Origin of the sequence: Nonomuraea sediminis (assembly GCF_018531495.1) — a bacterium.
In the GTDB taxonomy this organism is placed as follows: domain Bacteria; phylum Actinomycetota; class Actinomycetes; order Streptosporangiales; family Streptosporangiaceae; genus Nonomuraea; species Nonomuraea sediminis.
In genome coordinates this window covers 1,431,117-1,457,019 of the sequence record NZ_JAHDTI010000001.1, presented here as the reverse complement: position 1 = coordinate 1,457,019, position 25,903 = coordinate 1,431,117, and the positions used below count along the sequence as shown (strand labels likewise).

The window sequence follows — 25,903 nt, the reverse complement described above, 5'->3', positions numbered from 1 at the left end:
CATGGTGGACGTTCCGCTGCTGCTGACTGGTTTGTCGAATCTGGTCCACAACGGTTTGAGTCGCCAGCGTCATGCCGCGGCTGACCTGATCGCGGCCACCATGACCGGGCGGCCGGACCACGCGGCAAGGCTGCTCGGGATGATGTCCGCCGGCAACACCCGATTGAGCCGCGGCCGGTTGTTCGCGCAGGACATGTGCGTCATGGGGAAGACACACTCACCCACCCCTCTTCGGATCGACAGGCTCCGGGGGATCGCGGATGGCACCGTACGCTCGGTGTTGGGCGCTGGGCCGTTCGTGGCCGCCTCGGGGTTGGCGCTGCTGACCGCCGGTTACGTATCCATGGCCCTTGCCCCGCTCGCCGCCGGGCCCAACGTTCCGGTCGCGGCGGATCCCGGTCAGGCCTCCGCGTCGCCCGCCGGGTCTCAGCTCTGCCGTGGAATGAACGACCTGGTCGGGAGCACCTTGACTCGGAGGCCACGGCATCCCGGACAGCTGGGATCGATCCACGGTGGTTGGCTGGGCATCCCGTGGTGGCGCCAGGCGATGGTGTCGCCCTTGCCGTGCCATGTCTCGAAGTGCTCCTGGTGCAGTTGCAGGCAGTCCAGGCAGTAGAGCTGCCAGGTCTGGGCCAGGACGTGTGTTTCTTGGGTACGCATGAGGAATCCCCGCTCCATCGACGATCTCGGCAGATGACAGCGGGAATGCTCAGGTGCGGGCGACGCTCAGACTGAGACGCAGCCGCGTGCCCGGCGAACGACCTCCACGGCATGCCCGCCAGGAGACCTCATCGCGCGACACCGGGCTGACGGACGGTCGTACCGCCTCGAACCCGAGCCTCGGCCGAGAGGCCGTTCGCGCCGCGGAACGCGGGCAGGCGGCGTCCTGGTGGGTGTCCTCCGAGTGAGAGTGGTGCTCCGGGTGAGTGTGCGCCACCTCGGCGTTCGACAACGGCGCGGCAGCGCCCACACCGAGCGCTCCGGCGCTCGCCACCCCTCCGGCGACGCCGGACAGGAAGATGATCAGTGCGAGCCCAAGTGCCCGCGCCGCCGACCAGCACACAAGGTAGGCATTTCCCTACTCTCTGTCACGCAATCCCGGCCGCAAGTAATGGTCCCGCTCCAGCGCCTCACTCGGGGCGTCCACCAGCACGACCCCGGATCCACCGAGCGCGTTGCGGACCGACACCGCCGTACGCCCCGACAGGTCAAGAGAGTCGGCTACGCACGCCAGCGCGTCGGCACCGAGAAAACGAGAGGTGGACGGGCGGACGGATCCGGCGGGCAGCGATGACCGCCCGATGAAGGCCAGGGCCATGGCCAGATCCTCACTCGTGCAGCCGCTGGCGATCGTGTCATCCGGCGCATGCGCACTGAGCTCGGCACCGAACTCGTCGCAGGCGTCGCGGCGGGCGACCAGGCTCCGGATCCTCCGCCCGCCGGCATGATCGTCGGCCGGCCCGAGCACCAGCGCGGATACCGATGATCGCAGGTACGGCCGGTCGGGGCAGTCGAGCACGGCGAGCGCGCGAGCGGCACCCGCCCCGACCCAGTCGCCGGCGATGACCGCGACGGCCGGCACGGTGCCCTGGCTGATCAGGTCCTCGGCGATCGCCAGCGAGAGCAGCGAGGCGCCGGGGATTCCGGTCACCGCGATGTAAGGGCCACGCAGCCCCCGGTCGATGTGGTGCTGCCGCAACCTGCCGGCGAATGTCATCCGGCCGGCCTCGTCGGCGACCTCCGGTGTCGCGGCTCCGCGCTCGATCGCGGCGAGCGCGTGCTCGGGGGACAGGTCGAGCAGGCTTGCGACCACCACCCCGAGCTCCCGCGACCCAGCCGCGCGGAGGCTCTCATCAAGCAGTCTCAGGCCGCGGTCGACGAAGGCTTCGGGGTCGACGGGTGCGGGTGCGGTCGGTGCGGCCCAGCGAACGGCGCAGCCGGTCCCCGGGGTTCTCGGCGCGTCGGCTCGGCTTTCACTGTGGCTGAACGCGAGCAGGTAGTTCTCGATCGTCGGCACGCAGGCCGCTATGTCGGTGGCCAGCGCGGCCGACGGGGATGGTACGGCGATCCCGGCGGCCGCCGTCCGCTCGATGACCACGGCGACAGCCTCATGCCGGCCGGGATCGTCCGCCCAGGGCTCTACGCAGACCACGACCATGGCGTCGGCCCGCCCGGAATCAATGAACAGCCTGGCGACCGCCAGCGGCGTCAGCCCGCAGTCGCCTGGCAGGCACAGCTCGGGGCCGCGCGTGCCGAGCATCGCGGCCACGTCCTGTGCCAGGCCGCCGGATACGAAGCGCGACACGGCGAGCAGCACATCCAGCCGGCGTGACTGCTGAGCGGCTGCCCCGGCGATCGGCGGCAGGAACGCCTGCGGGGACCGCGCTACGGCGTGCCGGTCGGCAGCCGAGGTCGCGACTACCAGCCCGGTGCGTTTGTCCGCCCGGCGAGGGCCGAGGCGGGAGCACGCGAGGGCGACGGCGTGCAGGGCCGGGTACAGCCGGCGTGCCAGGGAGTCCTGCGCCCTGCGTCGCTTGCCGATCTCGTGGTCGGCAACGGGACTCTCGTATCCGGCCAAGGCCGGCTCGCGTGCCGGCCGCGCCACCGCCTCGGCTCGGGCGTGCCCGGTGATCAGGGGGCGCGGCGGCACCTCAGGCGTCCCTGATCCCTGGCAGGCCGAGGCTCTCGAACGCGGACTCGGGGTAGATGTTCCACGCGATCTCCGCGAACTCGATGGTCCGCGGTCCGCCCCAGACAACCGCCGTGATGTGCGAGGACCCAGCCGGGGGAGCCCACTTCACCCGCAGCCGCTGCCGGCCCAGCGCCACGACGCGGCCCTGCACCTCGCCGATGGGCGCGTCCGCCGGGATGACCGGGCGCCCGTTCCCGTCGAACTTCGGCTTGCCGAGGTGCGCCCGTACGGTGACCATCTCGGCATCGGTGAAGCCATGGTTGAAGACCTCGACCACGATGTGCACGGTTCCGTCGGGCTGCTTCTCGAAGCTGATGCTGCGGCTGAAGATCCTTTCGAGCGGATCCAGGCTCAAGTGCCGGAAGGGCAAGATCAGCATCGGATAGGGCTTCGCGTACCGGGTTCGCCATCCGGGACCAAGGTTTCCGACCTTGAACGCCACGACCAGGGAGCCGAGGCCGGCGTGCTGGTAGATATACGGCGTCACCGTATATCGGAAGCTGGCATCGGGAACGGTGCCCCCGCTGACGCTGATCGACAGGGATTCGGTCCGCGACAAGGACGTCATCTCCATTGCGCTGTCGGAGTAGGTTTCGCCGGTGCCCAGGTTGAACCCGAATGATGCAGGTAGATAACTGAACAAGTTCGTGTTCGAGAGCAGGTTCGCGCTGGTGGTCGTTGATGTCGCCACGAAGTAATGCTTGCCGATGGTGCCCTGATTGGCATCGCTGCGGTCGTAGGTATTGACATCGGGCTGGTCATTGGTGACTTCCAGGCTGACCAGCGGCGTGAAAAGCAGCAATTCACCCTGCTTGGTCTCGTCCCAGCCGTCGAGATCGGCATTGATGTACGACAGGAGCGCTCCCGGCTCATACGCGGTGCGGTATCCGAACTGCGGGTCGTAGGCGATGGGAGTGGCTTGCACCGGAATCGAAGAACCGGGAAAGATGACCATCAGCGTCCCGCCCGACCCGGAGCCACGGGACCGGCGGATGATCGGGTAACGCCAGACCGAATAGTCGACGGACATCGTCACGAGCCGGTCGAGCTGTGTCGGCGTCCGGCTGATCGCGACACCGATCGACGTGCTGCTGTCATCCGTATGAGAAAAGCCGCGGCCGTACGTCTTGCTCAGGTGAAAATTGAGCGTCGAACTGCTGATGCCGAGCGACAATCCGGCGTCGTCCGACATGACCCAGTCCTTGGACGAGGTGACCGACAGCCCCTTCACCTTGTTGTCCGACTCGGAGAAGGTGAGCGACGGCGCTATGGTGATATTCTCCCGGTCGAATGGCGGGACCTGCAGAATCGCGAGCATTTGGCCACGCGACGACAGTTGGGTGAGCTCGGGCGATCCGAGCGTGACGCTGAGCCCGGCCAGGTCCACCACCGACCCGAGGATTCCAGGTGCCTTCAGCCCCGTGACCGCGACCTGGGTTACCGCGGGCAGCGTGGCCGGGGTCTCGGCATAGGGCGGAAAACGCAGGGTGACCGGATTGACGGGCACGATGCCCGCGAAGACCTGCACCTCGCCCTTCATGATGTGCGAGATATCGCCCCCGGCGCCGAGGACGAACACGCCGCTGGTGACCGCGTCGCCGAGAATGCCCGAGCCGAGCCGCAGGTCCAGGCTCGCGAGCGGAGCCCCGCTTGGCCCTGCCGCGACATACCGGCTGCTCGCCTCCAACCGGCTGCGGTGCGCGTCGAAGCGCAGCAGCACGAAGGCGGCCGCACCCGCCACGCCGCCGTAGTCGGCCGGGTAGGCAAGCACGAGCTCCTCTTGACCGTTGTTGTCCAGATCAGCGCAGGTCACCCGATACTGTCCTGACCTGGGCTTGGCGAACGCCGTATCGATCACCGCGACGGCGGTCTGCGCCGGCTTGCCCGCATCGAACCCCTGCATGACCACGAACGGGGAACCTGACGGCCCGACGGCGGCCAGGATGAGCTGGCTCCCGGCCGATCCGGGCAGCATCCTCCCGAGCGTCGCGTCCACGCTCGATCCCGTGGCGATGTCCACCCGTGGCAGGTGATGCACATCGGCCGCCGGAAGCTGTTTACCGGGGCTGAGCGCGGTCGTGGGGACCGCGAGGGTCGACAACGCCCCGGCCGTGCGGACAGTGACGAACAGCCAGGTCGTGAAGTCCTGCACCACGATCCAGCTGCCGACCAGCGGACCGACGGGCGAGCCTGGCAGCGTCCAGGTGCCCGTGAGCTTCCCCGATGACGCGTCGAAGGCGCCCACCACGACGCCCTGGTCCGAGGCTCCGGCGACCAGCAGGGCCTGGGTCTCCGTGGCAAGCACGGCTTCGCCGGCGATCGACCGCACCCAGGTCGCCTCCAGCGGAAAGGTCGTCCGCCCGAGAGCCTGACCGGCCCCGGCACCGAGCGACACGCGATCCAGGAACACGCCGCCGCCGACGTGCCGGACGAACCACACCTGCTGACAGCCTGTGCGGGAATCGCCGACGACGGAAGAGGCGACCACCTCCCCGTACGCGGGGAAGGGGATGCTGTCCGCAACCGCGATCCGCACGGCGGGGATGTCGTCCGCGTCGCCGGTTCCGCTCGCCACCGCCCCGACCTCCGGCAGCCGGAACGCGATGCGGGAGAACGCGGACCCTGAGCCGGTGCGGTCGGGCGTCACCAGGTATCCGTCGAACATCCGGTACATCCCCGCGTCGGGCAGCGGGCCAGACTCCCTCATTTCAGGAAGTCGAGCGTGCTCAGCCGCTCGATGACCACGCTGCCGACGGTCTCGTCCAGGTTCAGGTCGGCCGCGATAGCCACGCCGACCCCGTCGGGCGGTGCCGGGACGCGAGCCGTGAACGGTGCGGTCGCTCGCACCGGCTCCTCTCCCGCCAGAACCGGCGTCAAGTACGACACCTGCGCCGTCAGCAGCACCTCAAGCGTGGCGGGGTCCGCGGCATAGGTGCCAGTGAACCGCCGGTCGTCGGTGTCGAACCCCTCGAACCGGCCCGCCTTCAGGATGAAGAGCACGGGACTCACGGTCTCGCCGACCGTGACGGTCGCCTTGTAGATGCCCTCGATCGTGGCCATGCCTCACCTCTGTGCACGTTGCGGGAGGGCCGCGCCGATGATCCGGTTCAGCTCGTTCACCATGTCCCGGCCGAACTCGCCGTGGGAGAAGAACGAGTCGAGCGCCGACGAGATGATCAGCCGCTGCGAGCCCGTGCTGAATGACCCGAGCAGGATGCGAAGCAGCGCGTTGCTCGGCTGGCCGTCGGCCTCAAGGTTGATGCTTCGCTGGCCGTCGACCTTCGCCCCGGTCAGCTCGAGATGCAGCGCCTTGTCCGGATCGACGACCTTCAGCTGATACGTAAGGCTGCCGCGTTCCGACCTGGCGCTGATCTTGCCGGCGCCGTTCAACCTGGCCGGAGCCCCCTTCTTGCCGAGGCTGAACTGGGCGCACGGCTGGACGTAGGCGTACCGGCCGCTCGCCGCGAGCAGCGCGAACGACAGCGGCAGTTCGACCTGGAGGTTCCCGAACTTCGCGTTCTGGCCGGAGACCGACGTGAAATCGCTTACCCGCAGCGAAGTCAGCGCTACGGTGCCCGGGCCGTCGTCGTTCCAGACCGCGGCGCCCGTGTTCGGCCCGTTGAGCAGCGCGCAGACGCCGAGTTGCTCGTTGTAGGTATGGTCGGACAGTGGTTTCCCGACTACCGCCTTGGGAAGTTCGGCGGCAATCTTCGCCTTGATGCTGTCCCAGCCCGCAGTAACGATGGCTTGCCAGTCACCTGCCCCAGTCATCTGCGGGTCCTCACGTGATGGTGAAAGGCTGTGGGCTCCTGGCGGTGCCTCGATGGGTGGTGACCTCGATATACACTTTCCCGGGTTTGGCGGTCGCCGGTATTGTTGCCCTGACGATGATATCGCTGCTCCAGTTTATCTGGGTGGCGCTATAAGTGCCGAATTTGACGGTCCCTCGTCGAGTGGGGCCGAGATCGAACCCGTGCCCCATAATGGTTATCTGCTCGCCGACTTCCCCGCTCGTCGGCTTGAGGTTCGTGATGTAGATAGGTGGCTCTTCAACAGTGAAAGATGACGAGCTTGAGCTCCTTTCGCCGTTCGGGTTCTGGAGATGGATGACGCCGGTTTCGGCTACCTCCGGCACCCTGACCGTCAGTTCTTCCGCGGTCCTCACGGTCACGTCGTATCCGTCCCTGTCCTGGAAGAATATGACCCGGGTGCCGGGTACGAAGCCCTCGCCCGTAATCCTGATCAGATCCCGCGGCTTGCCACGGTCCGGATGGAAATTCCCGATCCTGAGCGGCATTTCAATCCCCCTGTGTCCGTTGATTCCCCTTGTGGGCGCGTCCGCACATAAGGCCGACTTGAAGAGAATGTCACACGATTCCAGCAGGCACTAGACGCCGGGTCGTAAACGATTGGCAATCGAATGCCGGTGAGTGGGATGGCAAATGCCGGTTAATTTCTTGGTTCGGCTCTGCGGGATCCCGTTTTCCTTCATTGAAACCTTGTCGGCAATGATTGGTGACGTTGCACAGCCGAAGTGGCGGCGACTCCGCGGATGAAAGCGCCTCACAGGACGCCCTCCGGTAAAGACGCTCCTGACTGGAGATCAACTTTGTACCGAGAGGGCCTCACGTGCCCGGCAGCGCCACATATGGCGCCACCTTGGACATACGGCGGGAGGTGCCTGGCCAGCTGCTGCACGCGCAATGGCATCCTGGCGCTGGGGCCGTTCAAACAGGCGTTCCTGATCATCCGCTGGTTCCTGAACGACACCCGCATCGCGAAGCCGACCAGGGACAACGCCATACCGGCCGCTGTTCGACCCCCGGTCCCAACGGCTCCGCCCCGGATGGGTATCCGATCTGGACGCGCGCCGTACTCGCCTTGGCGGCATGAGCACCGGAGCTTCCGGGTCAGCGCGGGTCGCGGCGCAAGGGATGGTCGGGCGGGACCTGCACCAGGACGATGCGATGGCCGTCGGGGTCCGCGATCCACAGCTCGGTGAGACCCCACGGCTCCAGGCGGGCCTCGCGCAGTACGGTGACGCCCGCCCCGCGAAGGCGTTCCTCCTCGCGGGCCACGTCGCGCACCTGCAGCCAGAGGGACATCGCCGAACCGGCCTCGCCGTTGGAGTGCCCGGAGAGCTCAAGGAATCCCTGCCCCAGGAAGAAGACCGTTCCGGGTTGACCGGCCGGGCCGAACTCGCGATAGACCGCCAAGCCGAGTATCTCGCCGTAGAAGTGCCGGCTGCGCGCGAGGTCACGTGGACGCAGCAGCACGCGGCTGCTCAACACCTCCATGTCGCCCCCTTTCCCCCGTACGGCGGCGAGGACACCCGGTCGGGTCCGATCTCCTCCATGAGCGAGTGGATTCGGCAGAATCTCGAACCGGCGCCACCTCGGCCATCCCGCCGAACCATAGGTACACGTCCTGGCCGAGACCTTGGTGACACCGGCTTGGCGTGCGTAGGCGGCACACTTCGCGGCATTCCCGATCGACATCACGTTTCGCGCCATTGCCGCCGGTTGCCGCCCCGGCGGCACAGTTCTCGATCTGTTTGCCGGTGCGGCAACCACTGCGCTTGCCGGGCGGCAACTCGAACGGACTCGGGACGGGCACAGGGTGACGGCGTTGCGCGCCTGTGCTGCGCTCTGGTCGTCGGGGTGATCGGTCAGCAGGGCCACGATGCCGTCGTCGTCTTGGTCGATGACGGCCGGCTCGGTCAGGCCGGTGTCCGCATCATGTCCTGCTCACCAGGTGACCGGGAGTTCGTGAACGCCGTAGATGACGGCGTCGGTCTTGAACGGCAGGTCCTCGGCCGGTGCGGCCAACCGCAGGGTGGGGATGCGGCGGAACAGCGTGTCGAAGACGATCTGCAGCTCCATCCGGGCCAGGTTCTGGCCGAGGCACTGGTGCGGGCCGAATCCGAAGGCGAGGTGGTGGCGAGCCCCGCGCTCGACATCCAGTTCGGCCGGATCCTTGAACGCCGCCGGGTCCCAGTTGGCCGACAGGGTCGAGGCGATGACGCCCTCGCCGGCCTTGATGCTCACTCCGCCGATCTCCACGTCTTCGGTGGCCAGCCGGGAGGTGACCCCGTCGGCGATGGTGAAGTAGCGCAGCAGTTCCTCCACGGCCATGGGCGTCCTGCCCGGGTCGGCTGTGATCAGGGCCAGTTGGTCCGGGTGGGTGAGCAGCCCAACCACGCCGAGCGAGATCATGTTCGCCGTGGTCTCGTGTCCGGCGGTCAGCAGCAGGAAGGCCAGGCTCACCAGGCCCGCGTGGTCGACGGTGCCCTCCTGGCGTTGCCGGGCGATCTGCCGGCTGAACAGGTCGTCGCCGGGTTCGGACTCCTTGCGGGTGACCAGGTCGTCGATGTAGGCGCGCAGCTCGGCGAAGGCTCGCTGGCGGTCTTCCAGCGAGGTCCGGCGCACCAACATGGTGGTGCGGCTTTGGAAGAACTCATGATCGGTGTACGGCACGCCGAGCAGTTCGCAGATCACCAGGGACGGCACCGGCAGCGACAGCGCCCGCACCAGGTCGACCGGCCGCTGGTCGGTGGCGAGCATGTCGTCGATGAAGTGGTCGACGATGTCCGTGATCCGCGGGCGCAGCGCGGCCAGCCGCCTCACGGTGAACTCGCCGATCACCGGACGCCGGGCCGCGGAGTGTTCCGCGCCGTCCATGCCGAGCATCAACGGCGGCTGGCTGCGCAGCTGCTGCAGGGTCGCCGTATCGAGGGTGAAGAGCGGGAAGCCGTCCTTGCGCTTGTCGGAGGAGAAGCGGCCGTCGGCGAGGACGGCACGGGCCTCCTCATGCCCGGACACCCACCACGCCTCGCCGCCGCTGGTCAGGCGGACCTTGCTGATCGGCGCCTGCTCGCGCAGCCGCTCGTAGGCGGCGGGCGGGGCGAACGGGCAGCCCCGCTCGACCGGCAGTTCCAATCCGGCGAGTTCGCCGACAACGCTCTTCGTCATCAATAACCTCCTGGTCAAGGATCTGGTTGAGTTTGTTCGGGGCTGTTCTTCGGTGAACACCGGCGGCGGCTGACCAGGCACCGCGTCAGGCTTCCCGCCGAGGGCGAGTGGGTCGCGGATTCGATGCGGGTCAGTTCGTGGGGGTCGCGAACGTAGTAGAGACTGGCGATTCGGGCGTCCTCAATAGTCCCGACGCAACGGTGGCGGCACGTCGCGCGCGCAGGCCGCTGGCCAGGCACAGCACCACACCGAACACGAGCCAGGTGACCAGGACGATAACGGAGTGGGTGGCGCCGCGACCGTCGAAGAACGCGGTAGAGCGCAACAACTGCCCACCCGCCCCGGGCGGCAGCAGCTGGCCAAGCAAGCCGGACCAGCCGGGCAGCATTTCGGGTGCGGTCGAAGTACCTGACAGGGGATTGCCGACGAGCATCATGGCGATGGCGCCGAGACCGAAGCCGACGTACCCGAGCAGTGACTCCAGCCCGAGGATGCTCAGGGAGGTGGCCGCGATGGTCAGGGCGATAGCGCCGCTGTTGCCCCAGTAGGCGCCGTTGAGCGAGCCGAGCCAGTACTGCAGGATTGCTGCCAGGGCCAGCCCGCCGGCGCCGCGCGGGTCGTCGGCAGGCAAGGCGACGAGGTCGCGGACGGCGACGGCCGCATTGGTGCCCTGTGCCTGCGCCTGGCTGAGCGCGGTCGCGAGGCGCTGCAGGGTCTGGGCGACCGCTGTGCTGGCGGCGGAAGCCATGATGACCTGCGGGGTGCCGGAGCTGACGTCGATCGCCCCGTACACCTCCCGGTCGCGGATCAACCGTTCGGCGGCTGCGGTGTCGGCGACCTCAGTGGTCTCGAAGCCTTCCGGTAGGCGCTGGTCGAGAGCGGTGCTGACTTGCTCGACCGCGGCGGCCGGGCCGGCGACGGCGATCGGCACATCGTGTACCGACGAGCGCACCGACGGCCAGGCGAAGGCGGTGAGCAACACGGAGATGATCACCGCGAGCAGGACGACTACCCTGGCCACCGTTGGCCAGGGTGACGGCGGTGTGTCGGCTGCCAGCGGGGCCTGCGCGGCCATATCTACTCCTCGTAGTGAACGTTTGCGTGCTTTACGTGGTGACGGGGACCGGGCCGGTACACGCTTGTACCGATGAGCGGAAGCCTTCGCCCGGGTGCTCCGCGCTGTCGCGATTCGCATGATCACGGCGCTCCGGCGGAACTGTGGCGACGGTGGTTCGTGGGACGGCCACGACCGGGTGCTGAAAGGCACCCACCATCTGGCCCAGCGCCAGCGTGCTGAGGCCCAATATGAGAACCCCCAGGGGGCATGGAGCGACGGCATGTGTGCGATGCCCAGCGCGACCTGCACCGAGGCGAGGGCAAGGAAGCCGGAGGCGTGGAGTACGGGCGGGGCCATCCGCCACCCGGGCGCCAGGATCGCGGCGAGCACGTACAGCATCGAGGGCCGTACATCACGCGTGCTCTTGTGCCTGGGGAGTCCGGCGTATTCATCTCAGGGTGAGCGGGGTTTCGGCTTCGAGGTGGGTCAGCTTCTTCGGGTTGCGGACGTAGTACAGGCCGGTGATGCGGGCGTCCTCAACACGGATCGCTATGACGCCGTCGATCTCGCCGTCCACACGGAGGACGAGTGCCGGGTTGCCGTTCACTACGGTGGGGTTTCCGGTGAGCGCGACTTGGGCCTTGCCGAGGCCGCCGACGATGAAGCGGGCCACCTTGTCGGCGCCGATGATCGGACGCGGCGTGGCCTGCTTGACGCCGCCGCCGTCGCTGATGGCCATGACCTCGGGGGCGAGCACGTCAAGCAGGCCCTGCAGGTCCCTGGTTTCGAGCGCACGCTGGAACGACTCCAACACCGCCCGGGCCTCGCCGGGGGAGACCGCCTCGCGAGGGCGGCGGGCTTCGACGTGGTGTCGGGCGCGGTGGGCGATCTGGCGGACGGCCGCGGGGCTCTTGCCGACGGCGGCCGCGATCTCGTCGTAACTGACATCGAAGGCTTCGCGCAGGACGAAGACGGCGCGCTCGGTCGGCGACAGCGTTTCGAGGACGAGCATGAGCGCCATCGACACGCTCTCGGCGAGCTCGACGTCCTCGGCCACGTCCGGCGCGGTGAGCAGCGGCTCCGGCAGCCAGGAACCGACGTAATCCTCCTTGCGGCGCCGCATCACGCGCAGCCGGTCGAGCGCCCGCCGGGTCGTGATCCGGACCAGGTAGGCGCGCTGATCGTGCACCTGCCCCACATCGACCTTCACCCACCGCAGCCAGGCTTCCTGCAGGACGTCTTCGGCATCGGCCGCCGATCCGAGCATCTCGTACGCGACGGTGAAGAGCAGGTTGCGGTGGGTGAGGAACGCCTCGGTGGAGTCCGTCCGGTCGCCATCGGCGGGCGGTCCGGGTGCGCCCGTCGCCGGCTCGCTGTGCTCGTTCATGGACGGCTCCCACCTGTGCGCTTTTCGACTTGCTCCATGCATAAGGCGTCGGCTCTCGCCGATGTGTGACACCCATGAGTGGTGGCGTACGTCACACGCCCGCACTGTCACAAGACTCGGGTCGCCGACGTCTCATGCTCGTCAGGATGCCGCGCGAACAAACGGCGGCACAGGACTCCATGAGTGATCGCCTTGGCCCGTCGCGTGGTCACCGCCGCGCGACCGCCACCGCCGAAGAACGGAAATACATCATGAGCAAGGTCTGGTTCGTCACCGGCTCGTCGCGCGGCCTGGGCCGTCACTTCGTCGAGGCCGCCCTGTCCCGCGGCGACAAGGTGGCCGCGACCGCCCGGAACAGCGCGAGCCTCGACGAGCTGGTCGCCGCCTACGGTAATGCGGTGCTGCCGCTGGAGATGGATGTGACCGACAAGGCCGCCGTCTTCGCGAGCGTGCAGCGGGCCAAGGAGCACTTCGGCCGGCTCGACGTCGTCGTGAACAACGCCGGCTACGCCCAGATGGGGGCGATCGAGGAGCTGACCGAGGAGCACCTGCGCGACCAACTGGAGACCAACCTGTTCGGCGCGATGTGGGTGATCCAGGCCGCGCTGCCCTACCTGCGCGAGCAGGGCGCGGGGCACATCATCCAGCTGTCCTCGGCCGCCGGGCTCATCGCAATGCCGCTGGGCGGCGCGTACCAGGCCTCCAAATGGGCCCTGGAAGCCCTGAACGAAACCCTCGCCCAGGAGGTCGCCGACTTCGGCATCAAGGTGACCGTGATCGAGCCCGGCGGCTTCGCCACCCGCTCCGGCAAGAACCCCGATCCTCTCGCCAACGGCCACATGGCCGAGCCCAACCCGATCTACGACGGTCTCCGCCAGCGCATCGCCGGGTTCGCGGGAAAGCAGCCCGCCGGTGACCCGGCCACCGCTGCCCAGGCACTCCTCAAGATCGTCGACTCCGACAACCCGCCGCTGCGGGTGCTCTTCGGCTTGGGCTTCTACCCGCTGCTCCAGCAGGTCTACGCCGACCGGCTCAAGACCTGGGCCGACTGTCAGGATCTTTCGGCCGAGGCTCACGGCAACCTCAATCAAGAAGATCGGTGACCCTCGGTTCGAGCTTTTCGAGCCTTGAGCTGCGTCGTCCTTCTCGACCCGACGCGCTCACAGTTGGAGTTCGGCGCTCGACAAGGTTGCTGAACGGGCGTCCCGGTCGCGAGTGCGAAAGCTGTACGGCTTGCGCCAGCCGTACAGCTTTTGGGATAGAGATTTCTGGACGGTGCCTGGCCCCGGAAGAGATTGTGGCCCTGCCGTACAGATCATGCTCTGCGGCATCACTGATCGCGACCTGCCGCGACCCGCGTCCGGCCGGGCACGGCCCTGTTATCTGCGCCAAGCAGGACACGGTGCCTGCCCAAGGCCCGCCGTCATGGCCAAGCGCGGGAGGACTTCCTGCTGGAGACCGTCTACTGGGACGCCGGCGGCCGCCCGCCTGCTCAAAGGGCGCATCCGCGGGCCTGTCTTCGTCACCCGCCGCCGCCCCGGCCCCCGGGCAAGGTCGTCAGCCCCTGCGAGCACACCGCGCCCGCAGGCCCCGGCAGCGGCTGGGACTTGCACGAATTCCGCCACTCGGCACTGACGCACCTGGGCGAGGCAAGCACGAGCCTCCTGATGCTGATGGCCAAATCCAAGGAGCCCGAGAACCTGCGTTGCTACTTCAAGCCCTCAGCCGTTGCCATCGCCCAGATCACCAGCCTGCTCGCCCCCGCACCAGCAGCTGATCCTCGACTCGCTCAACCCCGCCGAATCTCCGGCCGCGACGATGTGCTAGTCGTCGACGCTGGTCGGCTACTCGTCCGCGAGCAGGCGGCCCACCGCGTCGGCGCTCAGTCGGCTGCGCGCGGCCAGATCCGATACGCCGAAGCAAGCGGTGCAGATGGTGAGCGCGCTCGGCAGCTCGCGGCCGTCATCGAGGTGCACGGCGTTGCGGGTCACCGCCGTGACCTTCGTGCGGGGGCCGTCGAGCACAGTCAGCCCGAGCCTGGCGAGCCGCTTGTGGTGCAGGTAGGGGCCGAGGTCACCGCCGCAGACCGTTGTCACCTGGCGGCCGGCTTCCGCCGGCTCGGCGGCGGTCTCGACGCCGGTCGGTCCGGCTCCGACGACGGTCACCGGGGCGGCGTCGATCCGGGTCACGCTGTCGACGACGACATCGGTGTTCTCAGCTATGGGTGGCTGCTCCGTTTTCCAGGGGCGGTCTCGAGACACCGCGTGACCGGCAGCTGTGACAGCACGTGAGCCAGTTCATCCCCTTGGCGGTGACTGGCAGGGCTCTCAGCGCGTTATGGCAGCGAGCTGCTGCATGCTGTCCGCATGCGGCTGGTGGCGTCCGAAGCCGGAGAGCGGTAGCAGCGCTGCCAGCCGTTCGGTGCGGCCCGAGGAGGCAGCGGCGAGGAATTCCTCGACGATCCTGCGGGCGGATGCCGGGTCGACTTCGCCGCCGCGGTGCGCGGCGGCGATGCGGCGCCGGGCCCGGTGGAGGTGCTGCTGGCTTGCGGACTCGGTGATGTCGAGGATCTCGGCGATCTCGGCGTGGCTGTAGGAGAACGCTTCGCGCAGGAGGTAGACGGCCCGCTCGAGGGGTGACAGGCGCTCCATGAGAGTCAGCACGGCCAGGGAGACCGATTCGCGCTGCTCGAAAGTGTCGGCCGGGCCGAGCATCGGGTCGCCGTCGAGGAGCGGTTCGGGCAGCCAGGCGCCGACGGTGCGTTCACGGCGGGTTTGTGCCGAGCGGAGCCGGTCGAGGCACAGGTTGGTGACGACCTTGGTCAGCCATGCTTCCGGCACCTTGATCCGCTGCCGGGTCGGCGGCCTGCCAGTGCAGGAACGCATCCTGCACGGCGTCTTCGGCGGAGCCCAGCAGCCGGTGCGCCAGTGAGGCCAGCCGGTTCCGGCTGGCCTCGAACCGGCTGGTGTCGAAGCGATCTGTGGCGGTGCCGTCCACGCGACCACCATAGGCGGCTACGCGCCCGCCCTCCCGGCGGACGCGACGGCGTTTTTGGCGGTCGCGTCCGGCGCGGAGGCCAGGCGGTGCTTGCGCTTGGGCACGCCCAACGTGGGATGCGAGATGGCCCATAGCGACATCTTGTGGAGGCCCGACTTGATCCGCGCGGCCTTCCGGCCGCCCATGTACTTCGGCTTTGCTTGCCCTTCGTCGTCGACCAGCTGCAGGATCCCGTCCCGCCGCCCGAGGCTGATGTGGTAGTACGTGTAGACCAGCTTGGTGTTCGCGATCTCGCGGCCGGTCAGGCGTCCCACGATCGCCTCGATCGCCTGATCGCCGGTGTAGCCGGCTGAGCCGCAGGACATCGGCAGCGGCCGGCCGTTGTCGCCGAGGGCGTAGACGCTGTCACCGATGGCATAGACGTTCGGGTGCGAGACCGACCGCATGATGCGATCGACGACGATCCGACCGTTCTCGGTCACCTCCAGCCCGCCGGCGGCGGCGATGGGGCTGACCGCGAACCCGGCCGTCCACACGGTTGCATCGGACGCCAGGGCGGTGCCGTCGGCGCACAGCACCCGCCTCGCTTCGACGGCTTCGACGCTGGTGTGCTCCAGGACGGTGATGCCCAGCCGGTCGCAGGCCTGGCGCAGGTAGCTGCGGGCTCCGGCGGAGAGCCGGGCGCCCAGCTCACCGCGGGCGATGAGCGCCACCGACAGGCCGGGCCGTGATTCGGCGATCTCGGTGGCGGTCTCGATGCCGGTCAACCCGTCGCCGACGACCAGCACACTCCCGCCTTCGCCCCGCCTGCCCAGGCTGTCCAGGCGTTCGCGCAGGCGCAGCGCCGAGGGCTGGCCGGCGATGTCGAAGGCGTGCTCGGCCGCGCCGGGGACGCCTTCGACGTCGCCGTGGCTGCCGAGCGCGTAGACAAGCGTGTCGTAGCCGAGCTCGCCGCCGCCGTCGGCGTCGGCCACGGCGACGATCTGCCGCTCGGGGTCGACGGTGGTGACGCGGGCCAGGCGCAGCCGTATCCCCGTGCCCGCGAAGACGTCGGCGAGCTTCGGAGCCTCGATCTGTTGGCCGACCGCGATCTGGTGCCCCTTCTGCCGCTGGATGAAGTCCGGCACGGCGTTGACCACGGTGATCTCGGTGTCCGCCGGGGACAGCCGGCGGGCCAGGTTCCCGGCCGTGTAGGCCCCGGCATAGCCGGCGCCGAGGACGACGATGCGGTGCTTCATGTGTTGCTCCTGTCGGTTCGCTTGCTTGTGGTGAGTTGACTCGGCCCTGGGTCGCCGATTTTCTTGATCGAGGTTGCTGTGAGCCTCCGCCGAGAGGTCCTGCCAGTCGGCCCAGGCTTGAGCCGGTCGGCGTAGACCTGCTGGGGCATCGGGTAGAAGCCCTGCCCGAAGAGAATCCGCAGGGGTGGGTTGTCGGAGTCGACGGTCTTGAGGAGTGCCTGGGCCGCGGCGGCCGGGTCGCCGGCGGGCTGCTTGCCCGCGAACGCGGTGATGCGCCGGCGAAGGCCGTCGTAGATGGCGGCCTTGTCGGTCACGTCCATCTCAAGCGGGAGCACCGCGTCTCCGTAGGCCGCGACCAGCGCATCAAGGCTTGCGGCGCTGCGGGTGGTCGCGGCCACCTTGTCGCCGCGAGCCAGAGCGGCATCGACGAAGGTACGGCCGAGGCCGCGCGAGGAGCCTGTGAGGAACCAAACTTGCTCATCTGTCTCGCCGTTCTGGGATGTTTACCAGGCGATGGGGCCGAGGCGATCGATGAAGATCCCGGTCGGCCCGTCGGAGGCGAGTGTCGCGAGCTCGATGATCGGATCACTGCCCTCGGTGACTGTCAGCTCGCCGGTGTGGATGTTCATGTCGGTGGCGGTGAACCTGCCGTTGGCGACCTCGCCGGGGGTCACGGCGTTGAACTTGATGGCCGGCAGCGCCTGGGCGTATCGGACGGTGATCATGTTCAGTGCCGCCTTCGACGAGGTGTAGGCGAGTTCGTACATCGTCGAGACGGCTTGCCCGGGGTCAGTCACGACCGCGATAGACCCCCCGGCGCCGGTGACCATCACCACCCGCGGGTTATCGGCCGCCTGCAACAGCGGCAGGAACGCGTGCGTGACCCGGACCGGCCCGTACACATTGGTGTCGTAGACGGCGTGGATGTCCTTGGCCGTCGCGTCCGCCGGGTTGATACCGCCGCCCGGCGTGCCGGCGTTGTTGATCAGCACGTCCATCCGGTCGGTGTGCTCCCGGACTAGCCGCACAGCCCCGGCCACCGACTCCTCCGAGGTCACGTCCAATGGGACCATGATGACGTGTGCGCCGTCGGCGGCCAGCTTCTGCGCGGCGGCCCTTCCCCGGCCCTCGTCGCGTGAGCCGAGGAAGACCCTCCAACCCAGCTCGCCGAGCCTACGCGCCGTCTCATAGCCCAGGCCTTTGTTCGCTCCAGTGATCAATACTGAGGTCATGTTCTCTCCTGACGTCGTTGTGCCTACGACCATGTGGCGGTGCCGACCCGATTTCTGTGACACTGCCGAGGTGTGATGTAGGCCACCGGCGGCGGTGGTCACCAACCGGCGGGATCTGCGTCTTGCGTGCAGGCACCGTCGAGATCAGCGTGCAGGGCCGGCAATGCGTAAGGGCAGCGACCAGGCGGACGGCGCCATCGGGGCGTTCGTCGCCCACCGCAACCACGATCGAGACTTGGCTGGCGAACCTGCGGGTGCCGAATATTCATCCGTGCAGGTCAAGGGCTGGTGGATGATTCACCCCTCGGGTGAGCGCCTCGAGCGCTGTGCCAGCGGCATGATCGGTCGTGTTGCTGCGCTTGGCTTAACTCATGGTGACGACCGTCTTCTCGTTCCTGCGGTTGTTGTCTGCACGCGATCGCGACAAGGACATCGAGATCCGGCATCAGTCCGGTCCATCCGCATGCTGGTGCTGCGGCTGGCCCGCGAGAACTCCTCGTGGGGCTACCGGCGCATCCACGGCGAGCTCGCTGCGCTCGGTATCAAGGTCGCGGCTTCCACGGTCTGGGAGATCCGCAAAGACCACGGCATCGATCCGTCTCCGGACCGGGAGCACACCACCTGGTCGGATTTCTTACGCAGTCAGGCCAGCGTGCTGTTGGCCTGCGACTCCTTCGAGGTCCGCAAGCTGGTGGGGGCGCGACTGTACGTCCTGGCGGTCATCGAGCACGCCACCCGCTGCAGTGCGCATCATCAAAAGCGGCGTCCGTATGCCGCGGATGAACGCCATCATGGAGCGATGGATCCAGACCTGTCGGCGCGAGCTGCTGGATCGAACCTTGCTCTGCAACCAGCGCCACCTTCTGCATGCTCTGCGCGAGTTCGAGACGAACACCGGCTCCACTGGGCTCTCCAACAGACTGCCCCGCTTCGACCACTCGTTGATCCCGACATCAACCCGGCCTCGATCACCTCGGTGGACACCCGTCGACGTGATCGGCTCGGAGGTGTCATGAAGCAATACCGACACGTGGCTTGAGCTGGCCGGATGATTAATCGGCACCCGCAGGCTCAGGCTCCGGTGACGGCGCGACCGTGGTCGGCTGCGTACGCAGCAAATACCTCCGCCGGTGTTCCACCCGTTCGGAGGAAACGCTGGTCAAGGATGGTGGCGAGATCTTCCAACGCGCCAGCGAGCAGGTCGGCCGCCAAACGTACATCTGCTCGTCGGGCTGCCTGCCCGCGCTCGGCGAGGTGAACGGCATAGGAGATCGTGGCCGCCAGGGACGAGTGGTCCTCACCGTCATGGAAGTAGTAGGCCTCGGCGTACTGGGTGAGGTCGATACGGACATGTACCACCTCGGTGGCCAGGCTTCCCAGCAGTGACGCACCTGCAGTGGAGTCGAGTTGCTGCACGGAGGGGTCCGAGCGGTGCAGCAGCGCCAACCGGATCGCGAGTACCCGTCGGCGGGTCAGCGTCGGATAGATCTCCAGCACCCAGGAGACGGTGGCCGTCAGGAGGACGAAGCCGATGAGAGCTTCCAAGGGCGAGGCCAGGCGTAGCCAGCCTTCGGCAGGCACGATGTCTCCGAGCCCGAGGGTGGCGACCATGACGAGCGACAGGTAGATGGAGTCGAGTAATGCCGGCTCCTGCGACAGTCCGGAGCCGGGTGCGAAGGCGAACGCTTCCGGCATGTGGGGCCAGTAGACGATGGCCCAGCCCAGGATGATGGTGACCGCCCACATGCCGACTACCGTCACCATGGCGAGCGGACCGACGAGCCCCACCACACGCCTGCGCGCTCGGAGATGCCGGGCCAGTTTCCACAACGCCGCCATGACGAGTCGGCTTAGGCCTCCGTGGCGGGTGGGGTGCCAGAGAGTGTGGAACAGGTCTCGTAGGGCGGCCATGATGAGTGCGGCTCCGAGCAGCGAGACCAACCACTCCATTCATCTCTCCCGCAGTGACTGTCCCGTGGAGCGACGGGGCGACCCGTGCAGCCAGGGCCGGGTGGCTTGCCGCCCGAGCCGGGCCATGCTTGGAGCCTAGGCTGCAGGCACCGTTGGTGAACGCAGACTCGCCGTATCCATGGCAGGTGCAGCCAGGCTGCAATGTTGAGCGGAGAACATTTGCCACGTGGTGCGATGATGCGCCGTTCGGATGATGGTCCGGACGGCGCGGTGTCGCCAGGGGGCCAGATGGCAGGACGAGTACGCGTCCGCGAGATCGATGCCGACGAGAGGCAGGATCTTGCCCAGACGTGTTGGCAATATCGGCAGGCGCAGTGTCCGTGGCATGGAGAAGTGGCCGTTGACACGCCGAAGACCCGTCGTCGCGGGCACCATCGACACTCTGTGCTATTTGTCCCTCTCGGGACTGCTGCCTAGGGCCATGCTTTCGCGATGAGGCCCAAGTGGTCTACGCAGATCGAACGCGTATGAGCAGCCGTCGAGCAGCCTCGGCCATATTGATGTGAAGCGAGTTGTTCATGATCGTTGTTGGTGATGATTTGGTAGAGCTCGCGGGCGATGGCGCCTGAAGATCGCCACCTGGATTGCTGACTTCTACGCTCGGTATCAAGGTCGCTGCGTCGACGGTCTGGGAGATTCTCAAGCAGGAAGGGCTTGATCCGGCTCCCGAGAGGGCGTCCACCACATGGGCAGGCCGTTCTTGTGCTGGGAGTGAAGCGATGGAGTTCACCTGGGACAGGTGGGTCAGGATGGGGACATGCGGACACTTGTTCTGGGTGGTACGAGGTTCCTGTCCAGAGAGATCGCGCGGCAGGCGCGCGATCGCGGGCACGAGGTGGTGTGCGCGGCGCGGGGTCTCGCGGGCGATCCGCCGCCGGGCGTGGAGTTCGTCCGGGTCGATCGGAGTGAGGACGGCGGGCTGGCGCCGGTGGAGGGGACGTTCGACCTCGTCATCGACGTCGCCAGTTATCCGAGCCTGGTGCGGCGGGCCGTCGCGGAGCTCGCGGGCCGTGCCGGTCACTGGACGTTCGTGTCGTCGCGCAGCGTCTACTCCGACTTCAGCCGGGTCGACCACGTGCTGCACGAGCCGCTGGCCGCCGGCGCCGACGAGACGGCCCCGGAGAACTTCGGTGCGGCCAAGGTGGCATGCGAGCAGATCGTCGGTGACGACGCGCTGCTGGTGCGCGCCGGGCTGATCGTGGGTCCGGAGGACCAGTCCGACCGCTTCACCTATTGGGTCGATCGGCTGGCCCGTGGCGGCCCCGTCCTGGCCCCCGGGACGCCGGACGATCCCGTCCAGCTCGTCGACGTGCGCGATCTGGCCGCCTGGACGCTCGAGGCGGCGGGCAGAGGGCTCGCCGGGCCGTACGATGCGATCTCCCTGCCCTTCGGCCGCGGCATGCTGCTGGCGGAGATCGCTGCGGGCCTGGGCGTGCGGCCCGAGCTGGTCTGGGCCGGTCAGGAGTTCCTTGCCGTGCAGAAGGTGGCGCCGTGGATGGGGCCGCGGTCCCTGCCGATGTGGCTGCCGTTGCCGGAGTACGCCGGCTTCACCCGCGACACCTCTGCCACGCTGGCCGCCGGCCTGCGCATCCGCCCAGTCGCCGACACGGCCCGTGACACGCTCGCCTGGCAGCGCGCGTCCGGCCACACCGTGAGCCGAGCCGGCCTGACGCCCGCCGAAGAAGCCGACCTGCTCCGCCTGCTTGGCTGACACAGCGGGATGCTCGCCGGTCGAGGCATTCTCTCCACCGGGACGCACCGACTGCAGGCCGCCCGTCTCGGGCAGAGCGAGTGCCTGATTGCCCGTGGGCCTGCGGACCGGAGATCTTCGTGACGCACTCGTTGGCGGCCGAGGACACTCCCGTCGAAGATGCCCTCGACGGGTAGCCATGCGGGGAGCAGAAGCTCCTCGCGCCTGGTCAACAGTTGGGCGCGCTCGGTCAGCAACTGGGCGCGGCGCGCCTTCAGGTACGCTCCGGTGTCGCGCACCCACTGCGCCAGCTTCTGTCAGCGAGGCGACGATCGTGCGCACGGTCATGGCGGTCTGCTTCGGCGGCTACCCGCAGATGCGCTTCGCGCTGGTCGACTGCACCTTCATGGCCCAGCGCACCTATGAGACAGCCGAGGCCGCCATCCGCGCGGCCACCGAGCGCTACCGGGGCCGCTAGCGCGGGGTGGCGGCGTTCGGGACGAACGGGGCCCCGTGCCCGGGGACCACGAGGTCGGCTACCGCCAGGACCCGCTCGCGGCTGGCGCGCAGTTGGTCGCGGTTGGGGCTCACCGGGTCGTCGGCGGGGCCGTCGGCGCGCCACCACAGGTCTCCGGCCAATGCCACGACGCCGTCCTGGGTCCCGACGAGCATGGTGAGGTCCTCGTGGCTGTGCCCGGGGGTGAACAGCAGCCGGATGGACGGGGTGAACTCGTAGCCTTCGGCGTCCCTGGTCGTCCAGGTGTGGCCGGTGTAGACGGCCTTGTGGTCGTGGATGCGCGCGCGGGAGAACAGCGCGGCGTTGAGGGTGTTGTCCGGGTGGTGGTGGCTCAGGACCACGTCGGTGATGTCCTCGGGCGTCAGGCCGAGCTCGGCCAGCGGGCCGGTGATCGACTTCGGGTCGTCCACCATGCCGGGGTCGAAGACGATCCGCAGGTCGCCGTCGGCCACGTGGGAGACGGTGGCGGCCACGCCGGGGCCGGTGGAGCCGGTGTAACCGGTGGTCAGGACCTGGAACTCGGCCTCGCGGCCGGTGGGTGCGTCGCTCATGGCCATAAGTCTGGATATTGCGGCTCTTTGGGGCCGCTGGCACGGATGCCATCTATGGCGGTTATCGTGCCAGCATGGGATTCCGATCCGTGGCGGCCTACGCGCCCGGCGGCGTGACCGCGTTCGGGCTCGGGCTCGTGGGCGAGGTCTTCACCGGCCGGTTCGCGTTCACCGTGTGCGCCGACGCGGAGGTGGTGACCACGGATCTGGGGCTCGCCGTACAGGCTTGCGGGGATCTGGAGGCGCTGGCGGGGGCCGATCTGGTGCTGGCGCTGCCGAGCGCCGTTCCCGACGCGGCCTCGCCGCGGGCGCTGGAGGCGTTCAGGGCGGCGAGCGAGCGCGGGGCGCTGGTGGCCTCGCACTGCGTCGGGGCGTTCACGCTGGCCGCGGCCGGGCTGCTGGACGGCAGGCGCGCCACCACGCACTGGCGGTTCGCCGACCGGCTGGCGCAGCGCTTCCCCGCGGTGACCGTCGAGCCCGACGTGCTCTACGTCGACGAGGGCGACCTGCTCACCGGGGCGGGCGCCGCGGCCGGGATCGACCTGTGCCTGCACCTGATCAGGCGCGAGCACGGCGCGGCCGCGGCCAACGCGATCGCCAGGGAGATGGTGGTCCCCGCGCACCGCGAGGGCGGGCAGGCGCAGTACCTGGCCACACCGATCCCCGGCGGCGCCGACGACGAGCGGCTGGCCGGGGTGCTCGCCTGGGCGCTGGAGCACCTGGGCGAGCCGCTGCCCGTGGACCGGCTGGCGGCGCGGGCGCTGATGAGCCGCAGGACCTTCATCCGCCGCTTCACCGCCGCGACGGGCACGACCCCGCACGCCTGGGTGCGGGCGCAGCGGCTCAACCGGGCCGAGGAACTGCTGGAGACGACCGACCTGCCGGTCGAGGAGGTGGCCAGGCGCGTCGGCTACAGCGGCGGAGCGGAACTGCGCGAGCAGTTCGTCCGGCGGCGCGGCGTCCCGCCCCGCGACTACCGGCGCGCCTTCCACGTTTGACGAGGTCGGCGGCGGCCCCTCTTGCGATGGCGTTCCCCACGTTTCCGTGCAGGGCCTCCTGCCGTGCTGATCCGATGAATCAGGTTGTGGCGAGGGCTTCGGTCGGTGCCAGGCGGGCGGCGCGGATCGCCGGATACAAGCCTGCGATCATGCCGATGAGCAGTGTGGCTGCCAGGCCGCCGCCGCTCGCCCACGCGGGTACGACGGCCGGCCATGCCTGGGTGGTGGCGTAGAGAATGGTCACGGCGGCGCCGACCAGCATGCCACCGAGGCCGCCCATCGCCGACAGCAGCAGAGACTCAGCCAGGAACTGGAGCCTGATCTGCCCGCGGGTCGCACCGAGAGAGCGCCGCAGACCGATCTCGGAACGGCGTTCCAGCACCGAGATCACCATGGTGTTGGCTACCCCGACTCCGCCGACCAGCAGGGCCACAGCCCCCAGGCCCAGCAGCAGGCCGGTGAAGGCGCGGTCAGTGGCCTGACGGGCGGCCAGTGCGTCCGACGGCCTGGACACCTTGACCTCATTGGGCGCCTGCGGGTTGGCGGTGGCCGCGAGCACCGATCGCACCGCTTCGACGGCGGTGTCGGCTGTGCGCGTGTAGACGGTCGTGGGATGGCCGTCGAAATCCAGATAGGAGCGGGCGGCGGGCCAGCCGACCAGCGCAGCGCAGTGTGCGGTCAGGTCGAGCTTCTGGCGAGAGTAGGTCCCCTACTCAGTTGACATCGACACCAACCAAGCGCATGCTTCGGTGCGGGTGCCAGGCGCGAGGTGCCGTCACGGTCCGCCTCTCGTCGAAGGGAATCACCGTGCCCGCGAATCAGAACCCCCACCCACCCCTCCACACCCGAAGGCGATTACTGCAGGGCGCGGTAGCCGCGGGCGCCGGTGTCGTCCTGGGCCTGGACCGCTTCGCGTCCGCCGCCCACGCCGCCGTGGCGGAGTACGACGTCGTGGTGATCGGCTCGGGAGCGGCGGGCATGACGGCCGCGCTCACATCGGCCAAGCGCGGACTGCGGACCGTGGTGATCGAGAAGGCGCCCACCTTCGGTGGTTCTGCGGCCCGCTCGGGCGCCGGGATCTGGATCCCGTGCAACGAGGTGATCCTGGCCGCCGGAGTGCCCGACACCCCCGCCAAGGCCGCCACCTACCTGGCCAAGGTGGTGGGGAGCACGGTGCCCGCAGACCGGCAGGCCGCGTTCCTGGCCAACGGGCCCGCCATGATCTCCTTCGTGATGCGGAACAGCCCGCTGCGGTTCCGCTGGATGCAGGGCTACGCCGACTACTATCCCGAGCTGCCCGGCGGCATGCCGAACGGGCGCTCCATCGAACCGGACCAGTTCGACGGCAACCTGCTCGGCGCCGAGCTCGCCCACCTGAACCCGTCGTACATCCCCACCCCTGCCGGCATGACGGTCTTCAGCTCGGACTACAAGTGGCTCACCCTCTCCGCGGTCAACGCCAAGGGCCTGGCCGTCTCCCTGGAGTGCGTCAGCAGGTACTCCGCGGCCGTGCTCCGCGGCGAGAAACCGCTCACGATGGGCCAGGCCCTGGCGGGCGCGCTGCGCGCCGGGCTGCTGGCCGCCGACGTCCCGGTATGGCTGAACACCCCCTTCGTCGACCTGCAGTTCGACGGCAGCGGCCGCGTCACGGGGGTGATCGTTACCCAGAACGGCACGCCGACGCTGGTCAGAGCCACCCGTGGCGTGATCATCGGCTCTGGCGGTTTCGAGCACAACCTCGGCATGCGTACGGAGTTCCAGCGGCAGCCCATCGGCACCGACTGGACGGTAGGCGCCAAGGAGAACACCGGCGACGGCATCCAGGCGGGCAAACGGGCCGGGGCGGCACTGGATCTCATGGACGACGCGTGGTGGGGGCCCGCGATCCCACTGCCCGGCCAGCCGTACTTCTGCCTGGCCGAACGGACCCTGCCCGGCTGCATCCTGGTCAACGCCAACGGCGAGCGGTTCGTCAACGAGGCCGCGCCGTACAGCGATGTCGTGCACGTCATGTACGACCGCAACGTGGTCGCGCCGGACATCCCGGCCTGGCTGGTGACCGACCAGAACTACCGCAACCGCTATCTGTTCAAGGACGTGGCGCCCACGTTGCCGCTGCCCGACGCGTGGTATCAGAGCGGCGCCGTCTTCAAGGACTGGACGGTCGGGGGCCTGGCGACGAAGATCGGCCTTCCGCCGACGGCGCTGTGCGACACGATCAGGCGGTTCAACGGTTTCGCGGTGATGGGCAAGGACCCCGACTTCCATCGCGGCGACAGCGTCTACGACCACTACTACACGGATCCGGCCGTCTTCCCCAACTCCTGCCTCGCCCCGCTGCTGCTACCACCGTTCTACGCATTCAAGATCGTCCCTGGTGACCTCGGCACGAAGGGCGGGATGCGTACGGACAGCCGGGCACGCGTGCTCAGGGCCGACGGCTCGGTCATCCCCGGGCTGTACGCGGCGGGCAACGCGAGTGGCGCGGTCATGGGCCACAGCTACGCCGGCGCCGGCTCTACCATCGGGCCCGCCATGACCTTCGGTTACGTCGCCGCCAACGACATAGCCGACACACCCTGAGGAACCGCCCTCGGGCATC

The 25,903-nt window shown here is 68.5% G+C and carries 24 protein-coding genes and 1 pseudogene; 8 read left to right on the top strand and 17 right to left on the bottom strand.

What is annotated here, in order from left to right:
- Nucleotide 1 precedes the first annotated feature (1 nt).
- Nucleotides 2–616, top strand: a complete 615-nt coding sequence (locus tag KIK09_RS06730; RefSeq protein ID WP_214317721.1) for a M48 family metalloprotease — start codon at nucleotides 2–4, stop codon at nucleotides 614–616.
- Nucleotides 617–1,078: 462 nt separating this feature from the next.
- Here the strand turns inward: KIK09_RS06730 and KIK09_RS06725 are convergent, their stop codons facing one another.
- The 6 genes from KIK09_RS06725 to KIK09_RS06700 all read right to left on the bottom strand — a co-directional run bounded on the left by KIK09_RS06725 (nucleotide 1,079) and on the right by KIK09_RS06700 (nucleotide 7,989).
- On the bottom strand, nucleotides 1,079–2,650 hold the full coding sequence (locus KIK09_RS06725; RefSeq protein ID WP_214317720.1) for a hypothetical protein: 1,572 nt from the start codon (nucleotides 2,648–2,650) through the stop codon (nucleotides 1,079–1,081).
- Nucleotide 2,651: 1 nt separating this feature from the next.
- Entirely contained in the window at nucleotides 2,652–5,357 is a 2,706-nt protein-coding gene (locus KIK09_RS06720; RefSeq protein ID WP_214317719.1) for a hypothetical protein, read from the bottom strand.
- Between the two features lie 38 nt (nucleotides 5,358–5,395).
- A complete protein-coding gene (locus tag KIK09_RS06715) occupies nucleotides 5,396–5,752 on the bottom strand; it encodes a hypothetical protein (protein WP_214317718.1) in 357 nt (118 codons plus the stop codon).
- A 3-nt stretch (nucleotides 5,753–5,755) separates the two neighbouring features.
- On the bottom strand, nucleotides 5,756–6,463 hold the full coding sequence (locus KIK09_RS06710; RefSeq protein WP_214317717.1) for a hypothetical protein: 708 nt from the start codon (nucleotides 6,461–6,463) through the stop codon (nucleotides 5,756–5,758).
- A gap of 10 nt (nucleotides 6,464–6,473) precedes the next feature.
- Nucleotides 6,474–6,989 carry an IPT/TIG domain-containing protein gene (locus tag KIK09_RS06705; protein ID WP_214317716.1) on the bottom strand — a complete coding sequence of 172 codons (516 nt, stop codon included), beginning with the start codon at nucleotides 6,987–6,989 and terminating at the stop codon, nucleotides 6,474–6,476.
- A 613-nt stretch (nucleotides 6,990–7,602) separates the two neighbouring features.
- On the bottom strand, nucleotides 7,603–7,989 hold the full coding sequence (locus tag KIK09_RS06700; protein ID WP_214317715.1) for a VOC family protein: 387 nt from the start codon (nucleotides 7,987–7,989) through the stop codon (nucleotides 7,603–7,605).
- Nucleotides 7,990–8,173: 184 nt separating this feature from the next.
- Here KIK09_RS06700 and KIK09_RS60540 point away from each other — a divergent pair.
- Nucleotides 8,174–8,356 (top strand): annotated as a pseudogene (locus KIK09_RS60540) (hypothetical protein); the annotation flags it as partial.
- Between the two features lie 83 nt (nucleotides 8,357–8,439).
- On the opposite strand, the gene KIK09_RS06690 reads toward KIK09_RS60540, so the two are convergent.
- The 3 genes from KIK09_RS06690 to KIK09_RS06680 all read right to left on the bottom strand — a co-directional run bounded on the left by KIK09_RS06690 (nucleotide 8,440) and on the right by KIK09_RS06680 (nucleotide 12,107).
- Nucleotides 8,440–9,663, bottom strand: coding sequence for a cytochrome P450 (locus KIK09_RS06690; RefSeq protein ID WP_214317714.1), 1,224 nt, complete (start codon nucleotides 9,661–9,663; stop codon nucleotides 8,440–8,442).
- Between the two features lie 130 nt (nucleotides 9,664–9,793).
- Complete coding sequence (locus KIK09_RS06685; protein ID WP_214317713.1) at nucleotides 9,794–10,738, bottom strand: hypothetical protein; 945 nt, start codon at nucleotides 10,736–10,738, stop codon at nucleotides 9,794–9,796.
- A gap of 430 nt (nucleotides 10,739–11,168) precedes the next feature.
- Entirely contained in the window at nucleotides 11,169–12,107 is a 939-nt protein-coding gene (locus KIK09_RS06680) for an RNA polymerase sigma-70 factor (protein ID WP_214317712.1), read from the bottom strand.
- A 251-nt stretch (nucleotides 12,108–12,358) separates the two neighbouring features.
- Here KIK09_RS06680 and KIK09_RS06675 point away from each other — a divergent pair, with 251 nt between their 5' ends.
- Nucleotides 12,359–13,210 carry an SDR family NAD(P)-dependent oxidoreductase gene (locus KIK09_RS06675; RefSeq protein WP_214317711.1) on the top strand — a complete coding sequence of 284 codons (852 nt, stop codon included), beginning with the start codon at nucleotides 12,359–12,361 and terminating at the stop codon, nucleotides 13,208–13,210.
- Nucleotides 13,211–13,951: 741 nt separating this feature from the next.
- Here the strand turns inward: KIK09_RS06675 and KIK09_RS06670 are convergent.
- The 5 genes from KIK09_RS06670 to KIK09_RS06650 all read right to left on the bottom strand — a co-directional run bounded on the left by KIK09_RS06670 (nucleotide 13,952) and on the right by KIK09_RS06650 (nucleotide 17,574).
- Complete coding sequence (locus KIK09_RS06670; RefSeq protein WP_214317710.1) at nucleotides 13,952–14,296, bottom strand: NAD(P)/FAD-dependent oxidoreductase; 345 nt, start codon at nucleotides 14,294–14,296, stop codon at nucleotides 13,952–13,954.
- A 138-nt stretch (nucleotides 14,297–14,434) separates the two neighbouring features.
- Nucleotides 14,435–14,992 carry a sigma-70 family RNA polymerase sigma factor gene (locus KIK09_RS06665; protein ID WP_250572540.1) on the bottom strand — a complete coding sequence of 186 codons (558 nt, stop codon included), beginning with the start codon at nucleotides 14,990–14,992 and terminating at the stop codon, nucleotides 14,435–14,437.
- Between the two features lie 129 nt (nucleotides 14,993–15,121).
- Entirely contained in the window at nucleotides 15,122–16,342 is a 1,221-nt protein-coding gene (locus tag KIK09_RS06660) for an NAD(P)/FAD-dependent oxidoreductase (protein WP_214317709.1), read from the bottom strand.
- Nucleotides 16,339–16,758 carry an SDR family oxidoreductase gene (locus KIK09_RS06655; RefSeq protein ID WP_250572795.1) on the bottom strand — a complete coding sequence of 140 codons (420 nt, stop codon included), beginning with the start codon at nucleotides 16,756–16,758 and terminating at the stop codon, nucleotides 16,339–16,341. Before KIK09_RS06655 ends, KIK09_RS06660 begins: the two co-directional genes overlap by 4 nt.
- Before the next feature lie 87 nt (nucleotides 16,759–16,845).
- Complete coding sequence (locus tag KIK09_RS06650; protein WP_214317708.1) at nucleotides 16,846–17,574, bottom strand: SDR family NAD(P)-dependent oxidoreductase; 729 nt, start codon at nucleotides 17,572–17,574, stop codon at nucleotides 16,846–16,848.
- A 163-nt stretch (nucleotides 17,575–17,737) separates the two neighbouring features.
- Here KIK09_RS06650 and KIK09_RS06645 point away from each other — a divergent pair, with 163 nt between their 5' ends.
- Nucleotides 17,738–18,613, top strand: coding sequence for a hypothetical protein (locus KIK09_RS06645; RefSeq protein ID WP_214317707.1), 876 nt, complete (start codon nucleotides 17,738–17,740; stop codon nucleotides 18,611–18,613).
- A gap of 32 nt (nucleotides 18,614–18,645) precedes the next feature.
- Here KIK09_RS06645 and KIK09_RS06640 read toward each other — a convergent pair whose 3' ends face one another.
- A complete protein-coding gene (locus KIK09_RS06640) occupies nucleotides 18,646–19,524 on the bottom strand; it encodes a potassium channel family protein (RefSeq protein WP_214317706.1) in 879 nt (292 codons plus the stop codon).
- A gap of 778 nt (nucleotides 19,525–20,302) precedes the next feature.
- Between KIK09_RS06640 and KIK09_RS06635 the strand changes: the two genes are divergently transcribed.
- Both KIK09_RS06635 and KIK09_RS06630 read left to right on the top strand, forming a co-directional pair.
- The gene (locus tag KIK09_RS06635) at nucleotides 20,303–21,256 is read left to right on the top strand and encodes an NAD-dependent epimerase/dehydratase family protein (RefSeq protein ID WP_214317705.1); all 954 of its coding nucleotides are present in this window, start codon (nucleotides 20,303–20,305) and stop codon (nucleotides 21,254–21,256) included.
- Between the two features lie 313 nt (nucleotides 21,257–21,569).
- On the top strand, nucleotides 21,570–21,713 hold the full coding sequence (locus KIK09_RS06630) for a hypothetical protein (protein ID WP_214317704.1): 144 nt from the start codon (nucleotides 21,570–21,572) through the stop codon (nucleotides 21,711–21,713).
- Here KIK09_RS06630 and KIK09_RS06625 read toward each other — a convergent pair.
- Nucleotides 21,710–22,303: an MBL fold metallo-hydrolase gene (locus tag KIK09_RS06625; RefSeq protein WP_214317703.1), complete on the bottom strand. Its 594-nt coding sequence runs from the start codon at nucleotides 22,301–22,303 to the stop codon at nucleotides 21,710–21,712. The genes KIK09_RS06630 and KIK09_RS06625 overlap by 4 nt on opposite strands.
- A gap of 74 nt (nucleotides 22,304–22,377) precedes the next feature.
- Between KIK09_RS06625 and KIK09_RS06620 the strand changes: the two genes are divergently transcribed.
- On the top strand, nucleotides 22,378–23,301 hold the full coding sequence (locus KIK09_RS06620; RefSeq protein ID WP_214317702.1) for a GlxA family transcriptional regulator: 924 nt from the start codon (nucleotides 22,378–22,380) through the stop codon (nucleotides 23,299–23,301).
- 79 nt (nucleotides 23,302–23,380) lie between these two features.
- On the opposite strand, the gene KIK09_RS06615 is transcribed toward KIK09_RS06620, so the two are convergent.
- The gene (locus KIK09_RS06615; protein WP_372455559.1) at nucleotides 23,381–23,860 is read right to left on the bottom strand and encodes an ABC transporter permease; all 480 of its coding nucleotides are present in this window, start codon (nucleotides 23,858–23,860) and stop codon (nucleotides 23,381–23,383) included.
- Nucleotides 23,861–24,108: 248 nt separating this feature from the next.
- On the opposite strand from KIK09_RS06615, the gene kstD reads away from it, so the two are divergent.
- Nucleotides 24,109–25,884, top strand: coding sequence for a 3-oxosteroid 1-dehydrogenase (gene kstD / locus KIK09_RS06610; protein ID WP_308163945.1), 1,776 nt, complete (start codon nucleotides 24,109–24,111; stop codon nucleotides 25,882–25,884).
- Nucleotides 25,885–25,903: the final 19 nt, after the last annotated feature.

Bases quoted from the DNA above. Each gene is read 5' to 3' on its own strand.
- KIK09_RS06625 (WP_214317703.1), bottom strand. From the start codon at position 22,303: ATGAGCGACGCACCCACCGGCCGCGAGGCCGAGTTCCAGGTCCTGACC.
- KIK09_RS06640 (WP_214317706.1), bottom strand. From the start codon at position 19,524: ATGGAGTGGTTGGTCTCGCTGCTCGGAGCCGCACTCATCATGGCCGCC.
- KIK09_RS06650 (WP_214317708.1), bottom strand. From the start codon at position 17,574: ATGACCTCAGTATTGATCACTGGAGCGAACAAAGGCCTGGGCTATGAG.
- KIK09_RS06690 (WP_214317714.1), bottom strand. From the start codon at position 9,663: ATGACGAAGAGCGTTGTCGGCGAACTCGCCGGATTGGAACTGCCGGTC.
- KIK09_RS06660 (WP_214317709.1), bottom strand. From the start codon at position 16,342: ATGAAGCACCGCATCGTCGTCCTCGGCGCCGGCTATGCCGGGGCCTAC.
- KIK09_RS06710 (WP_214317717.1), bottom strand. From the start codon at position 6,463: ATGACTGGGGCAGGTGACTGGCAAGCCATCGTTACTGCGGGCTGGGAC.
- KIK09_RS06635 (WP_214317705.1), top strand. From the start codon at position 20,303: ATGCGGACACTTGTTCTGGGTGGTACGAGGTTCCTGTCCAGAGAGATC.
- KIK09_RS06730 (WP_214317721.1), top strand. From the start codon at position 2: ATGGTGGACGTTCCGCTGCTGCTGACTGGTTTGTCGAATCTGGTCCAC.
- KIK09_RS06685 (WP_214317713.1), bottom strand. From the start codon at position 10,738: ATGGCCGCGCAGGCCCCGCTGGCAGCCGACACACCGCCGTCACCCTGG.
- KIK09_RS06620 (WP_214317702.1), top strand. From the start codon at position 22,378: ATGGGATTCCGATCCGTGGCGGCCTACGCGCCCGGCGGCGTGACCGCG.
- KIK09_RS06700 (WP_214317715.1), bottom strand. From the start codon at position 7,989: ATGGAGGTGTTGAGCAGCCGCGTGCTGCTGCGTCCACGTGACCTCGCG.
- KIK09_RS06665 (WP_250572540.1), bottom strand. From the start codon at position 14,992: ATGCGTTCCTGCACTGGCAGGCCGCCGACCCGGCAGCGGATCAAGGTG.
- KIK09_RS06680 (WP_214317712.1), bottom strand. From the start codon at position 12,107: ATGAACGAGCACAGCGAGCCGGCGACGGGCGCACCCGGACCGCCCGCC.
- KIK09_RS06705 (WP_214317716.1), bottom strand. From the start codon at position 6,989: ATGCCGCTCAGGATCGGGAATTTCCATCCGGACCGTGGCAAGCCGCGG.
- KIK09_RS06720 (WP_214317719.1), bottom strand. From the start codon at position 5,357: ATGTTCGACGGATACCTGGTGACGCCCGACCGCACCGGCTCAGGGTCC.
- KIK09_RS06645 (WP_214317707.1), top strand. From the start codon at position 17,738: ATGCGTAAGGGCAGCGACCAGGCGGACGGCGCCATCGGGGCGTTCGTC.
- KIK09_RS06715 (WP_214317718.1), bottom strand. From the start codon at position 5,752: ATGGCCACGATCGAGGGCATCTACAAGGCGACCGTCACGGTCGGCGAG.
- KIK09_RS06675 (WP_214317711.1), top strand. From the start codon at position 12,359: ATGAGCAAGGTCTGGTTCGTCACCGGCTCGTCGCGCGGCCTGGGCCGT.